The 11,933-nt window shown below is 64.6% G+C and carries 13 protein-coding genes; 7 read left to right on the top strand and 6 right to left on the bottom strand.

All coding sequences use genetic code 11. The features are described from left to right. On the bottom strand, positions 1-707 hold a 707-nt coding region (locus L0G76_RS10185), incomplete at its 3' end, for a GTP-binding protein (RefSeq protein WP_304357133.1). 151 nt (positions 708-858) lie between these two features. Here L0G76_RS10185 and L0G76_RS10180 point away from each other — a divergent pair. Further along, positions 859-1,269 carry a Fur family transcriptional regulator gene (locus L0G76_RS10180; protein ID WP_092109238.1) on the top strand — a complete coding sequence of 137 codons (411 nt, stop codon included), beginning with the start codon at positions 859-861 and terminating at the stop codon, positions 1,267-1,269. 96 nt (positions 1,270-1,365) lie between these two features. On the opposite strand, the gene L0G76_RS10175 is transcribed toward L0G76_RS10180, so the two are convergent. Further along, positions 1,366-2,253: a GTP-binding protein gene (locus L0G76_RS10175; RefSeq protein ID WP_304357132.1), complete on the bottom strand. Its 888-nt coding sequence runs from the start codon at positions 2,251-2,253 to the stop codon at positions 1,366-1,368. 68 nt (positions 2,254-2,321) lie between these two features. Between L0G76_RS10175 and ykgO the strand changes: the two genes are divergently transcribed. Next, positions 2,322-2,444: a type B 50S ribosomal protein L36 gene (ykgO, locus tag L0G76_RS10170; RefSeq protein WP_304357131.1), complete on the top strand. Its 123-nt coding sequence runs from the start codon at positions 2,322-2,324 to the stop codon at positions 2,442-2,444. On the opposite strand, the gene mobA is transcribed toward ykgO, so the two are convergent. Continuing rightward, complete coding sequence (gene mobA, locus L0G76_RS10165; RefSeq protein ID WP_304357130.1) at positions 2,435-3,076, bottom strand: molybdenum cofactor guanylyltransferase; 642 nt, start codon at positions 3,074-3,076, stop codon at positions 2,435-2,437. The genes ykgO and mobA overlap by 10 nt on opposite strands. Before the next feature lie 174 nt (positions 3,077-3,250). Between mobA and L0G76_RS10160 the strand changes: the two genes are divergently transcribed. The 3 genes from L0G76_RS10160 to L0G76_RS10150 all read left to right on the top strand — a co-directional run bounded on the left by L0G76_RS10160 (position 3,251) and on the right by L0G76_RS10150 (position 6,682). Further along, on the top strand, positions 3,251-4,975 hold the full coding sequence (locus L0G76_RS10160; RefSeq protein ID WP_096178377.1) for an amidase: 1,725 nt from the start codon (positions 3,251-3,253) through the stop codon (positions 4,973-4,975). 86 nt (positions 4,976-5,061) lie between these two features. Next, positions 5,062-5,835 (top strand): isocitrate lyase/PEP mutase family protein, encoded by a 774-nt coding sequence (locus tag L0G76_RS10155; protein ID WP_096178374.1) that lies wholly within the window; start codon positions 5,062-5,064, stop codon positions 5,833-5,835. 85 nt (positions 5,836-5,920) lie between these two features. Beyond that, positions 5,921-6,682, top strand: coding sequence for a VOC family protein (locus L0G76_RS10150; protein WP_096178371.1), 762 nt, complete (start codon positions 5,921-5,923; stop codon positions 6,680-6,682). A gap of 7 nt (positions 6,683-6,689) precedes the next feature. Here L0G76_RS10150 and L0G76_RS10145 read toward each other — a convergent pair whose 3' ends face one another. Continuing rightward, on the bottom strand, positions 6,690-8,813 hold the full coding sequence (locus L0G76_RS10145; RefSeq protein ID WP_096178368.1) for a RecQ family ATP-dependent DNA helicase: 2,124 nt from the start codon (positions 8,811-8,813) through the stop codon (positions 6,690-6,692). A 62-nt stretch (positions 8,814-8,875) separates the two neighbouring features. Next, positions 8,876-9,355, bottom strand: coding sequence for a hypothetical protein (locus L0G76_RS10140; RefSeq protein ID WP_092105912.1), 480 nt, complete (start codon positions 9,353-9,355; stop codon positions 8,876-8,878). 144 nt (positions 9,356-9,499) lie between these two features. On the opposite strand from L0G76_RS10140, the gene L0G76_RS10135 reads away from it, so the two are divergent. Further along, on the top strand, positions 9,500-10,090 hold the full coding sequence (locus L0G76_RS10135; RefSeq protein WP_096178366.1) for a TetR/AcrR family transcriptional regulator: 591 nt from the start codon (positions 9,500-9,502) through the stop codon (positions 10,088-10,090). Here L0G76_RS10135 and L0G76_RS10130 read toward each other — a convergent pair whose 3' ends face one another. Then, positions 10,091-11,020 (bottom strand): ArgP/LysG family DNA-binding transcriptional regulator, encoded by a 930-nt coding sequence (locus L0G76_RS10130; RefSeq protein WP_240518494.1) that lies wholly within the window; start codon positions 11,018-11,020, stop codon positions 10,091-10,093. Between the two features lie 69 nt (positions 11,021-11,089). Between L0G76_RS10130 and L0G76_RS10125 the strand changes: the two genes are divergently transcribed. Then, positions 11,090-11,689, top strand: a complete 600-nt coding sequence (locus L0G76_RS10125; protein WP_304357129.1) for a LysE/ArgO family amino acid transporter — start codon at positions 11,090-11,092, stop codon at positions 11,687-11,689. The last annotated feature ends 244 nt before the right edge of the window (positions 11,690-11,933 follow it).

The following is an 11,933-nucleotide window of genomic DNA, read 5'->3' as shown; positions in this document are numbered from 1 at the left end:
CGGATGAGTTCCCGAATCGGCAGCTCGGCCTGGATCGGTTCCGCGGCCCCGCCGGATTCGCCAGATTCGCCGGTTTCGCCGGCTGAGCCTGTTCCGGGGTCGAAGATGAGGGCGGGGTCGAGGCGGCCGAAGCTCGTGCCCACGACGAGCAGCCGCGGATTGCGCTGATGGACCCGCTGACCGATCGCCTCGACAGCGGCCTCGCGGTCCGCGACGGGCAGTTGGTCGAGCTTGTTGACCAGCACCAAGGTGGTCGCCGCATAGCGCATCGGAGGTGCCGACTCCGTGTCGATCGTGGCGGCATGCATGGTGGCGTCGACGACGTCGATGACCCCGCCGAGGTGGAAGCGATGGTGGCCCATGCGCGTGACCATCCGTGCCAAGGTGAGAGGTTCGGCGAAACCGCTGGCCTCGACGATGATGGCGTCGAGTCCCAGGCGTGGTTTCGCGAGCGAGGTGAGTGCATCTTCGAGTGAGGTGTCATCGCTGAGGCAGCAGATGCATCCACCGGAGATCGAGAAGGGCTCATCGACCTGTCCGACGACGAGGCCCGCATCGATGTTGAGATCACCGAAGTCGTTGACAACCACCCCGATGCGCGCATCCGGGTGGCGCAACAGGTGATTGAGCAGACTTGTCTTCCCCGCGCCCAGGTAACCGGTCAGCAGGATGACCGGCACCGCGCTCCCGGATCGCCTTCTGCTCACAATGTCTCCTCACAATCTCTCCACACCAGTCGCCACGGGCGCATTTCATCGCTTAATGGTAACGTTTTTCATTAATTCCCGAATATATCAACGCACGCGCATATGCCTGCGAAAACCACCTGCGAAGCACAGTCGGAGGCACGAAGAAATGATGGCTGAGGAACCCAAGAAGACTCGGAGCACTGCCCAGAAGGCCGTGATCGGCTCCGCGCTTGACGCCCAGAAGCGCTTCGTCTCCGCCCAACAGCTCCACCGGACGCTTGAGGACCAGGGCCATTCAGTGGGGCTGGCCACCGTTTACCGACAGCTCAATGCCCTGAGCGAGTCCGGTCACGCCGATTCCATCACCATCGCCGAAAAGCAGCTGTTCCGCGCCTGCGCGCAGGACGAACACCACCATCACCTGGTGTGCGAGAACTGCGGGAAGGCCGTCGAGATCGAACCACCCAGCGAAGACTGGATGAGCACCGTCGCCAAGTCCCACGGATTCGACGTCACCCGACATGTGTTCGAGATCTTCGGACTCTGTGCCGACTGCGCCGCATCCGCGAAGAGCGAGTAGTGGCCTCGTCGGACTACATCGTCGCAGTACTCCAGTCAGGGAATCGGTCCGGGAAGCTGGCCCAGACCATCGGTCCGGCCGCCAATTCGGCATCATTTAGCACAGCATTGTCGAGGACCCGTCGCAGCAAGGGCTCATCGATCGCGATACTAGTGAGAGCGTGAAGAAGCCTCCCACCTGATCCCATTGGCCGGTGATGTGCGGTCGGGTGGCCAAACGGGCGAAGCCGGCCGAACGCAGAATCCGTCCGCAATGCCCCGGGAAGAGGCACGAGGTCAGCGCCTGGTGGAGACGCCCAGGGTGGAACGGTCGCAGCTGCTCGTATCGGCACGCCACGACCTCGCGCGAATGGAACGTCGGCCGGAATTCTCGGTTGAGGATCGAAACCCAGCCGGCGTCCGGCGGTCGATCGGCAAAGGGCTGCCGGACCTCGCCGTGGACGTCGTCGGATTCGGCGATGAGGCGCTGGCCGGCGTTCGGAGCAAGATGGCTGACCAGAGCGGCAGCCTGCTCGAGTTCCGCAGTCTGCAACCCTCCGGAATTGACGATTGCCACCGTTGAGGCGAACTCGATCTGACTCACGAGCAGCTCCGCCTTCGCAGCGAGGATACCGTTCTCACTCTCGCCGTTCATGGCCGGCAGGCTGACGTATTCCTGGGATCCTACGTCGACGAGCATGTGCCCGACATCGAGTACACAGACAAGGTCGATGAGGCGAGTGTCCACGACGGCCGCATTGAGTGATCCCACGATCTCCACCACAGGCGTCTCGAAGGGGTATTCCAGCACGATGCCCGGCGCGTGTGATGCCATGCGCAGGAGGTCGACCGTTCGGTCCACCACTTCGACACCCTCGGCGGTCTGTTCAGCGGTGACGAGGACAAATCCGCGCGCTGCAGCCAGACGCCTGGCGTAGCTGCGCCGCTCCTCCACGCACATGCCCGTCACGGCGATCACATCGATGTCGGCCTCCATCTTCAGCATTGGCTTCCTTTCCTCGAAGAACCTAGTATTACCGTTAATAATACTCGTTCTCAATAAGGAGTTCAGCGATGAAGGTCAGAAATTCTCTGCGTTCACTCAAGAAGCAGCCGGGGGCGCAGGTCGTTCGCAGGCGCGGTCGTGTCTTCGTCATCAACAAGAAGAATCCCCGCTTCAAGGCCCGTCAAGGCTGATCGGATCGCACGCCCTCGCCAAACCGGGCGTGGATTCGCTCGAAGTCGGCGGCCGTGTCGAAGTCGGCGACGACGCTCGATTCCACATCGACGAGGGTCGGTTCGAGGCCCGCGAACAGGAGCCTCACAGCGCCATCGACGGGGTCCGGGATGGACTCCACCCGCGCGAGCAGCAGGGCCGTGGGCCACGCGGCGCACAGGAACTGAGTCTTCCCGCGATCGTCCGTGCCCGTGGCCGGAGCCTCATCCCGTCGACAGGCAGCAATCAGCTCGCCGAGGTGGTCCGCAGTGATCAGCGGCATGTCCCCCGCCAGCACCAAGGTCACATCTCCGGACTCACCAGCGACGGTGGTGCCTTCGCCCGTTTGAAGTGCCGAACACGCTGCGGCGATCCCGGCCAAGGGACCGGCGAAGGCCGGTTCCTCACGAATCGAATGCACGGATTCCGTCTCCGCCTCGGACAGCCCCTCGCTCGGCCCGGCCACCCACACCTCGGCGAGGGGGTCGACAGTACGCACGGTGCCCAGTATTCGTGAGATCACCGTGGCACCGCCCAGCTCGACGGCGGGTTTGTGGACGCCGCCGAAACGGTTCGAACGGCCCCCGCTGAGTATGATCGCCCTGATCGTCATGGCCCGATCCTACGCTCGCGCCGTCGGGCGGCAACGGGATCCGTGCAGCCTTTTCGACGTCAGTGAGCAATACTGTGAGGCACGACCAGTTTCACTGCGGGCTGGCCCGGACGGGGCATCGTCGACCCGGATGGGCGGCTCGCGCGCCCCGAAATTGCACGGAGGGATACGAGAATGACGAAGTTCGATGTAGTCGAAGCATCCATCGCCTCACTGCGGCAGGCGCTCGAGGACGGAACGACCACCTCGGTGGGGCTGGTCGAGGCCTACCAGGCGCGCATCGCCGCCTTCGACGGCCCGGGCACCGACACGAAACTCAACTCCGTGATCGCAGCCAACCCGGACGCCCTCGCCGAGGCGGCCGCCGCCGATGAGCGACGCGCCGACGGCCAGGTGCTGAGCCCCCTCGACGGGATCCCGTACACCGCGAAGGACAGTTACATGATCGCCGGGCTGAGTGTCGCCGCCGGGTCCCCCGCCTTCGCCGACCTCATCGCGACCAAGGACGCCTTCACCGTCGAACGCCTCCGCGGCGCCGGAGCCATCTGCCTGGGCCTGACCAACATGCCGCCGATGGCCAATGGCGGCATGCAGCGCGGCCTCTACGGTCGGGCCGAAAGCCCCTACAACGCGAAGTGGCTGACCAGCGCCTTCGCCTCCGGATCGTCGAACGGATCCGGGACGGCGACGACCGCGAGCTTCGCCGCCTTCGGCCTCGGCGAGGAAACCTGGTCCTCCGGCCGTGCCCCGGCCTCCCACAACGCGCTCGTCGCCTACACGCCCTCGCGCGGAGTCATCTCCGTGCGCGGCAATTGGCCACTCGTGCCCACGATGGACGTCGTCGTCCCTCACACCCGGTCGATGGCCGACCTGTGCGAGGTCCTCGACATCATCGTCGCCGACGATTCCGAGACCCGCGGAGATTTCTGGCGCGTCCAGCCCTGGGTCGAGATTCCTGCCGCCTCTGCCGTGCGCCCGGATTCGTATGCCGAGCTGCTGCCGTCCGGCGCTGCGGCGGCGCGTTCGAGTCTGGCCGGCAAACGCTTCGGCATCCCAAGGATGTACATCAACGCCGACGACGAGGCCGGCACGAATCCGGAGGGCGGAATCGGCGGGCCGACCGGGACGCGCGTCGAGACCCGTGCCTCTGTCATCGCGGCGTGGGAGGCCGCCCGCCGTGACCTTGAGGCCGCCGGCGCCGAGGTGATCGAAACCGACTTCCCGGTCGTGAGCAACTACGAAGGCGATCGACCCGGTGCACCGACGATCAGGACCCGTGGCATCGTGAGCACCGATTACCTCGATCGGGAGATCAACGATCTCTCCGCATGGGCCTGGGACGACTTCCTGGCCGCCAACGGCGACCCGAATCTGTCGACCCTCGCCGAGGTGGACGGAGCCATGATCTTCCCTCATCCGGACGGTGCCCTGCCGGATCGCTACACCGGGTTCGACGATGACATCGCCGAATACCCGCAGCAGGTCAAGGATCACCCCTACGCCTCGATGACGGACATCCCCGAGCTCGAGGACGGCGTTCGGGGCCTGGAGGTCACTCGTCGGATCGACCTCGAGGAGTGGATGGATGAATACGGCCTCGACGCCGTCGTCTACCCGGCGATGGCCGATGTGGGACCGGCCGATATGGACGTCAACGAGGCCTCGGCCGACCTCGGCTGGCGCAACGGCACCTGGGTCGCCAACGGCAACCTGGTGCCACGGCATCTGGGCATCCCCTCTGTGACCGTGCCGATGGGCACGATGACCGACACCGGCATTCCGATCGGGCTGACCATCTCCGGCCGCGGCTGGGATGACACGTTGCTCATCGAACTCGCAGCAGCATTCGAAGCCACCGGCAACCGCCGTGAGGAGCCCCCACGCACGCCGCGACTGTGAAGCTGGGATTGAATATGTCTGAAACCTTCGGGTGAACTCGCCAGGTTACTGGATCGTAGCCATCAATCGGTGGAACAGTATTGGACATGACCGATTTCTCTGTTCTTGCCGAACGCGCCTCCGCTCTCCTCGAAGCCCATCATCAGGACCGTCCGATCGTCTTGCCGACCGTATGGGATGCCTGGTCGGCGCGCGCGATGGTCGGGTCCGGGTTCGAGGCTCTGAGCATCGGCTCCCACCCTCTCGCCGACTCCGTGGGGTCCGCCGACGGTGAGGTGATGAGCCTCAGCCAGGCACTGGCGGGCATCGCCCGCGTCTGCGGATCCGTGGATGTGCCGGTCACTGCGGATCTGGAATCCGGCTACGACACCGAAGCACCCGATCTCATCGCCGGACTCCTCGAAGCCGGTGCGGTGGGCGTGAATATCGAGGACACGGTGCACAGCGAAGGGCGGCTGCGCAGCGCAGCCGAGCACGCGGAATACATCGGTGATCTGCGTCGCGCCGCCGAGGCGCAGCGGGTGCACGTGGTCATCAATGCCCGCACCGACGTATTCAAGAACCCCGGCGACTTCGCCGATCCCACCGCCGAGGCGATCCATCGTCTGAATCTGTGCGCCGAGGCCGGTGCCGATTCCGTCTACCCCGTCAGACTGCCGGACACGGAGACCCTGAAGACGGTACTGTCTCAGGTCACTCTGCCGCTCAATGTCACGGCACACCCGGTCAAGGGCGCCGTCCCCGACGAACTTGACCTCTCCCAGCTGCAGGACCTCGGCGTGAAGCGTGTGACCTTCGGGCCTCTGCTGCAGGCCACGATGCATGACTATTTCGCCCAGTTCACAAGGAACTGGCACTGAGGGCATTCATACTCGAGCGCATTGAACGAGCACAACGTCAACCGCAATGATCACGCACCGTCAACCGCAATGATGAGGAGTCGCAATGCCTGAGAATCTTCGCGAAGGACAGCCCGTCTGGATCGATTACACCTGCCACGAATTCGAGTCCACGACAAAGTTCTACTCCGAGATCTTCGGGTGGAAGTTCGAGGATCAGGGGGCCGACTTCGGCCACTACCATATGATCACGAAGGACGGAGCCGCTGTCGGCGGAGCCATGCGTGCCATCAACATGGACGGCACGCCGAACCCGATGATCCCGGCAGCCTGGACGACATACCTCCACACCAATGATATTGCGAACACCTACGCCGCGGCGCTCACCGCCGGTGCGGCTCCTGTCGCCGAGCCGATGGCCGTCGGTCCTCTCGGCCAGATGGCGGTCATCACCGACCCCACCGGCGCAGAGGTCGGCATGTGGCAACCGGGTGAGTTCACCGGCTTCGACACCCCGCTCACGCCCGGAACTCCGGTGTGGTTCGAACTCATGACGCTCAACTATCCCGTCGCGCAGGAGTTCTACCGCAGCGTCTTCTCCTTCGACATTGTTGCGATGGAGGGCTTCCCGTACTCGACTCATGGCACCGAGGAGAATGCCGTGGCCGGAATCTGCGACGCCAGCGAATGGACCCAGGTGTCCTTCTGGCGTGACTACATCAACGTCGACGACGCCGATGCCACAGCAACGAGAGTCGCCGAACTCGGCGGCAAGGTGCTCGCCGGGCCGGAGAATTCGCCATATGGTCGCATCGTCACCGTTACCGATCCGGAAGGGGCGACGTTCCAGCTCCAGCAGAATCCGTGAGCGTGAGTCAGGCGCGCAGTGCCAAAGCGAACGGCAGCACCGCGGTCGCACCCGCCTGTCTGAGCAGGCGTGCGCCGATCGCCATCGTCCAACGGGAGACGACCTCGTCGTCGACGAGGAGCACCGCTTTTCCGGCCACGGCCTCTTCGACCTCGGGAGGGACGACGAAGGCATCGTAGAGATCCTTGACCCGGAATGCGCTGTTGACATCGGGAGTGCCGTGGTCATGAACCTGCAGCAGTTGGCCGCCGTCGATGAGTCTGCCGGCGGAGGCCAGATTCGCCGCCAGAGATCTCACGGTCGCGGGTCGCCGGGCGCTCGGCACCGATACGACCACTTCGGGGCGGATCTCCCAGTCCCATTGGCCGAGCACTTCGAGGCACCATTTGCCGATCTGTGCGGGTACTTCGGCATCAGGGGCGTCCGGGGCGAGAAATGAACGCAGGGTCTGCCCTTGCCCCAGGTCGCTCAGTCGCGCGATCGCCCGGCCCTCGGCAGCCAGCTCCTCCGCCGGAATTCGGCCCTTGAGGGGGACGCCGATGTTGGCCATGCCGCTGGGCCAGGTGCTGCGCGGGTCGATGGGCAGACCGATGCGATGCAGAGTCCCTGCTGTCGCCTGCCGGTTCTCGTCCGAGATCTCGGCCGACCACCAGGCCCCGGCACAATTGTCGCAGCGTCCGCACGGTTTGGGGTCCGGGTCGTCGAGCTGACGAATGAGGAACTCCATCCGGCACTCACGGGTGGACTCATAATCGAGCATCGCCTGCGCTTCGGCAGCACGCACCGCCGCGACCTTCTCGTATCGTTCCTGGTCATAGGTCCACCCGCGACCGGTCGAGATATATCCGCCCTTGATCTTGGTCACGGCATCCTCGACCTCGAGGGTCTTCAGCAGCAGCTGCAGGCGGGTGCGCTTGGTTCCGACAAGGGTCTCCAAGCGGGCGACGGACAGGGGGCCGTCCGCCTCGGCGAGGGCCTGGAGCACCGCGTTGGCATCAGTCTGGCTGGGCATCGATGCGGTGGCGAAGTAGTTCCAGATCTCCTGGTCTTCGGCCCCGGGCAGGAGCAGAACATCGGCGGAGTCCGTCGCGCGTCCGGCACGTCCGACCTGCTGGTAGTAGGCGACGGCGGACGATGGTGCGCCGATGTGGATGACGAATCCGAGGTCGGGTTTGTCGAAGCCCATTCCCAGCGCCGAGGTCGCCACGAGCGCCTTGATCCGGTTGTCCTTGAGCTGCTGTTCGAGTTCGGCACGCTCCTCGGCGTCGGTGCGGCCGGTGTAGGACCGGACCTCATGCCCCTGATCGCGCAGGATCCGCGTGATGTCTTCGGCGGCACTGACCGTGAGCGTGTAGATGATTCCCGAGCCGGTGAAGTCGCCGAGGTGCGAGCTCAGCCAGGCGATGCGTGCACTCGCATCGAGACCGGGCAGGACGCCCAGCCGAAGTGAGTCACGGGCCAGCTCGCCGCGGACCACGGTGGTATGCTGCCCGAGCTGTTCTGCCACGTCGGTGACCACGCGGGAATTGGCTGTCGCAGTTGTGGCCAGGACCGGGGTGTTTCCCGGCAGCTCGGCCAGGATGTGGCCGATGCGTCGGTAGTCAGGACGGAAGTCGTGCCCCCAGTCGGAGATGCAGTGCGCTTCGTCGACGACGATGAGGCCGAGGAAGGCCAGAAGCTGCGGGAGGACTTCGTCACGGAACTGGGGGTTGTTCAGCCTCTCGGGTGAGACGAGCAGAACGTCGAGGTTGCCTGCCCGAAGGTCATCGAGAACGGTGTCCCATTCAGTGACATTGGAGGAGTTGAGGCTGGCCGCGCGGACTCCGGCGCGTTCGGCCGCGGCGATCTGGTCGCGCATGAGAGCCAGCAGCGGGGAGATGATGAGGCTTGGTCCGGTGCCTGTGGCACGGAGCATTCTGGTCGCCACGAAGTACACGGCCGATTTGCCCCAACCGGTCCGCTGCACGACGAGAACCCGCTTCTTGCCGACGACGAGGTCACGAATCGATTCGAGCTGTCCGTCCCGGAACTGCGCGTCGGGGTTCGCGGTGAGCTCGGTCAGAATGCGCTGGGCTTGAATGGCGAATTCGTCGGCGTCGATGGTCGCTGCATTCGAGGTGGATTCGGTCATGGGTCCAGTCTAGATGCCGGGGCTGACGCGGCCGCTCGGCGCGATCCCCTCTGCCCGCTCCCTCACCGCAGGGCGACGTTGATTCCCAGGGTGGCGAGGACTCCGAAGAGCACGCCCCAGCCGATGATCGAGATGATCTGCCAGACGGCGACGGCATTGCGGTTGGCGCCGAAGCCGACCATCGCCGATGAGGTGATCTGGGAGGGCAGCATCGTCTGGCCCAGCAGCGAGACTCCGGGGACGCCGAACTTGTCGAACATGCGCTTGAGCCGCTGCCGCTTGTGAGACGGCTCGCCGTCCTTGACCTTGTTCTTCGTCGCCTTGTCGCGGATGGCTCCGGTGCCGTAGACGAAGGCGAGCATCGAGATCACGTTTCCGATGATGGCCATGAGGATGGCGACGACCGGATGCAGGCCGATCGCGACGCCGATGATGGCACCGAAATAGGACTCGACGAAGGGTATTGCGGACACGAGTACGATCCCCGCCCACTGCAGCCAGTCGGGGATCGAGTCGGCGAACCCTTGGATGCTTTCGATCATTTGGGGGCTCCATTCTCATCGGGGTGGAGTCACGGTCCAAGCGCTCGTGTGCAACGCTCGTGTGCAACGTTCTTAGCACAGTGTACTAGTACGTTGTACTATACATGAAGAGGGCAATGAGGCGCGAAACCGAGAGGAGCACGAATGTCCCGACGCGATGACATCATCTCTGCGGCGATCCGCCTGGCCGAAGCGTCCCCGCCCGGACAGGCCAGCCTCAGCGTACGGGCGGTCGCCAAGGAGGCCGGAATCGGCGCGTCGACGCTGCGCCACTACTTCCCCACCCAGTCAGACCTGCACGAAGCGATCGCTCGCGGTTCCATGGACGTCGCGGTCAAGGACTTCTCGATCGCTGATTCCAGCCTGGACCCGGCCGAGCGTCTCTTCGAATGCTGCGCGCAGTTCCTCCCCACGCACGAACACCGCGATATGCAGCTCGAGCTGTGGTTCACGATGCACCTGAGCGCCCTCGGGCCCGATCGACGCGAGGTGTCCCGACGACTCCTCGAGTACGGGCACGACTTCACCTACGCGTGCCTGCATCGCTGGCTCGGGATCCTCGCCGACGAAGGCCATATCGACTCCGCCGAGGCGGCCCCGTCTTCCATCGCCCTGTTCACGATGCTCGACGGGCTGGCTCTGCACTCGATCGTCACCCCAGAGCGGGTGACTGTCGATGCCGCCCTCGACCAGCTCAGGTGGCTGATCGCGAAGATCCTCGAAGCGAAGAGCTGATCACCTCATCCGAGCAGCGACCCGGTGGAGAGCCTCGGTGAGGCGGCCGAGTTTCTCGGAAGCGAGATTCCAATGGTGCCAATAGAGCCGGACATCGATGTTCGGCTCAGACGAGAGCGGCACGAGGTCCTTGCTGAGATCCCCCAGCTGCGCGATGGGGATCAGCCCCCATCCGACACCTGCCTCGACCGCGGCCGCGAACTCCCAGGAGCTGGGCACCACCGACATCGGCGGAATCGTCTGGACTCCGACTCGGCGGAGGTAGGTGAACTGCAGGTCATCGTCCTTGCCGAAGTTCACCATGGGCAGGGACCCAAGGTCCACCTCGGCGACCGATCCGACACCAGCATCCGTGCCGTACTTCCTCAGCAGGCCCTTCGTTGCGACGGCGACGTAGCGCATCGAACCGAGCTCCTGCACCTGGGTTCCGTAGCCGCCGGTCTCCGCCGAGGTGATGGTGCCCAGCACCTCCCCCGCCGTCAGCAGGGGCAGGGCCTTGTCCTGGTCAGCGACCTCGATCCGGATGACGACATCGTCCCACTGCGCCACCTCGGCGAAGATCGGACGGAACCACGTCGACAGGGAATCGGCGTTGACCCCGATGCGAAGCACCGTCGGCTCGCGTCTGCGCGCGCCCGTGGAACTGTCTGCACCGGTGCCGTCGGGCGCGTCGATGTCGATGCCGTGCAGACGATCCAGGGTTTCGGACTCGAGGAGCTCGATCTCCCGCGCATATTTGAGCACCGCCTCGCCCGCCTCGGTGACGGTGATGGGGTTCGTGCGACGGATGAGCACCTGCCCGAGGCGGGACTCGAGGGTGCGGATGCGCTGGCTCGTCGCCGACGGGGTGACACCGAGAACGAAGGCCCCACCCTCCACCGTGCCCTCGTCGACGACAGCGGCCAGAGCTTTGACATGATCAATGTTCATGAAGCAATTGTGCATCACAAGTAGATTATGTTGTTTTTCTTATCGTCAATCGAGTCATACTCTTTTGAGGTGCTCACTCATCTCATCAGCGGAACCCTTGCCGGTTGGTCGCTCATCATCGCCGTCGGACCACAGAACGCCCTTGTCCTGCGTCAGGGCATTCGACGCGAACACCTCGGCGTGGTCGTCGCCATCTGCATCATTGCCGATGTGCTGCTCATCGGATCGGGTGCGGTGGGCATCGGTGCAATCGTGGCCCTGGCACCGTGGGCGTTGGAGATTCTGCGGTGGCTGGGTGTGGCCTATCTGCTCTGGTACGCGTGGGACAGCCTCCGCTCGGCGCGCGAGGCAACAGGGCTCGAAGCGGATACTCACCAGCGCAGCCTGAAGTCGATCATCATGACAACGCTGGCGCTGACCTTCCTCAATCCGGGCGTGTATCTCGACACCGTCGTCATGCTGGGCAACTTGGCGAACCAACAGGGTCCCGGCGGTGTCGGGCCGTTCACGATTGGCGCCATGCTCGGATCGATCGTGTGGTTCCTCGCCATCGGCTACGGCGCTCGCGGGCTTTCGCGCTACCTTGCGAGGCCGCGCGTGTGGCAGGTGCTCGACATCCTCATCGCGATCGTGCTGGTGATCCTGGCGCTGCGGCTTGCGTTCGGGTAGGTGTCTGCGCAATTGCGGTCAGGCAGCGGTACCCGGCTGGCGACCAGTCAGCAGGGCCCAGCCGGTCCGCGAGCTCAGGCGACCGCAGACCTGACGTCCTCACGATTGAGCATCTGTACGCACCACTGGAAATGCCCGTCGTGCCGGTCCGCAGCAAAGGAAGAATTGGTGATCACCGCATAGGCTGCACCTCGCCGGGAAGGATCGGAAGAGCGTCGAGGTCTCCGGCACGTGCTGTGGACAG

It is taken from the genome of Brevibacterium picturae (assembly GCF_030453725.1).
Lineage (GTDB): Bacteria > Actinomycetota > Actinomycetes > Actinomycetales > Brevibacteriaceae > Brevibacterium > Brevibacterium sandarakinum_A.
This window is presented reverse-complemented; position numbering and strand designations above follow the sequence as displayed.

Excerpts from the sequence above, each read along its gene's own strand:
- L0G76_RS10180 (WP_092109238.1), top strand. The coding sequence starts at position 859 with ATGGCTGAGGAACCCAAGAAGACTCGGAGCACTGCCCAGAAGGCCGTG.
- L0G76_RS10175 (WP_304357132.1), bottom strand. The coding sequence starts at position 2,253 with ATGCTGAAGATGGAGGCCGACATCGATGTGATCGCCGTGACGGGCATG.
- ykgO (WP_304357131.1), top strand. The coding sequence starts at position 2,322 with ATGAAGGTCAGAAATTCTCTGCGTTCACTCAAGAAGCAGCCGGGGGCG.
- mobA (WP_304357130.1), bottom strand. The coding sequence starts at position 3,076 with ATGACGATCAGGGCGATCATACTCAGCGGGGGCCGTTCGAACCGTTTC.
- L0G76_RS10160 (WP_096178377.1), top strand. The coding sequence starts at position 3,251 with ATGACGAAGTTCGATGTAGTCGAAGCATCCATCGCCTCACTGCGGCAG.
- L0G76_RS10155 (WP_096178374.1), top strand. The coding sequence starts at position 5,062 with ATGACCGATTTCTCTGTTCTTGCCGAACGCGCCTCCGCTCTCCTCGAA.
- L0G76_RS10150 (WP_096178371.1), top strand. The coding sequence starts at position 5,921 with ATGCCTGAGAATCTTCGCGAAGGACAGCCCGTCTGGATCGATTACACC.
- L0G76_RS10145 (WP_096178368.1), bottom strand. The coding sequence starts at position 8,813 with ATGACCGAATCCACCTCGAATGCAGCGACCATCGACGCCGACGAATTC.
- L0G76_RS10140 (WP_092105912.1), bottom strand. The coding sequence starts at position 9,355 with ATGATCGAAAGCATCCAAGGGTTCGCCGACTCGATCCCCGACTGGCTG.
- L0G76_RS10135 (WP_096178366.1), top strand. The coding sequence starts at position 9,500 with ATGTCCCGACGCGATGACATCATCTCTGCGGCGATCCGCCTGGCCGAA.
- L0G76_RS10130 (WP_240518494.1), bottom strand. The coding sequence starts at position 11,020 with ATGAACATTGATCATGTCAAAGCTCTGGCCGCTGTCGTCGACGAGGGC.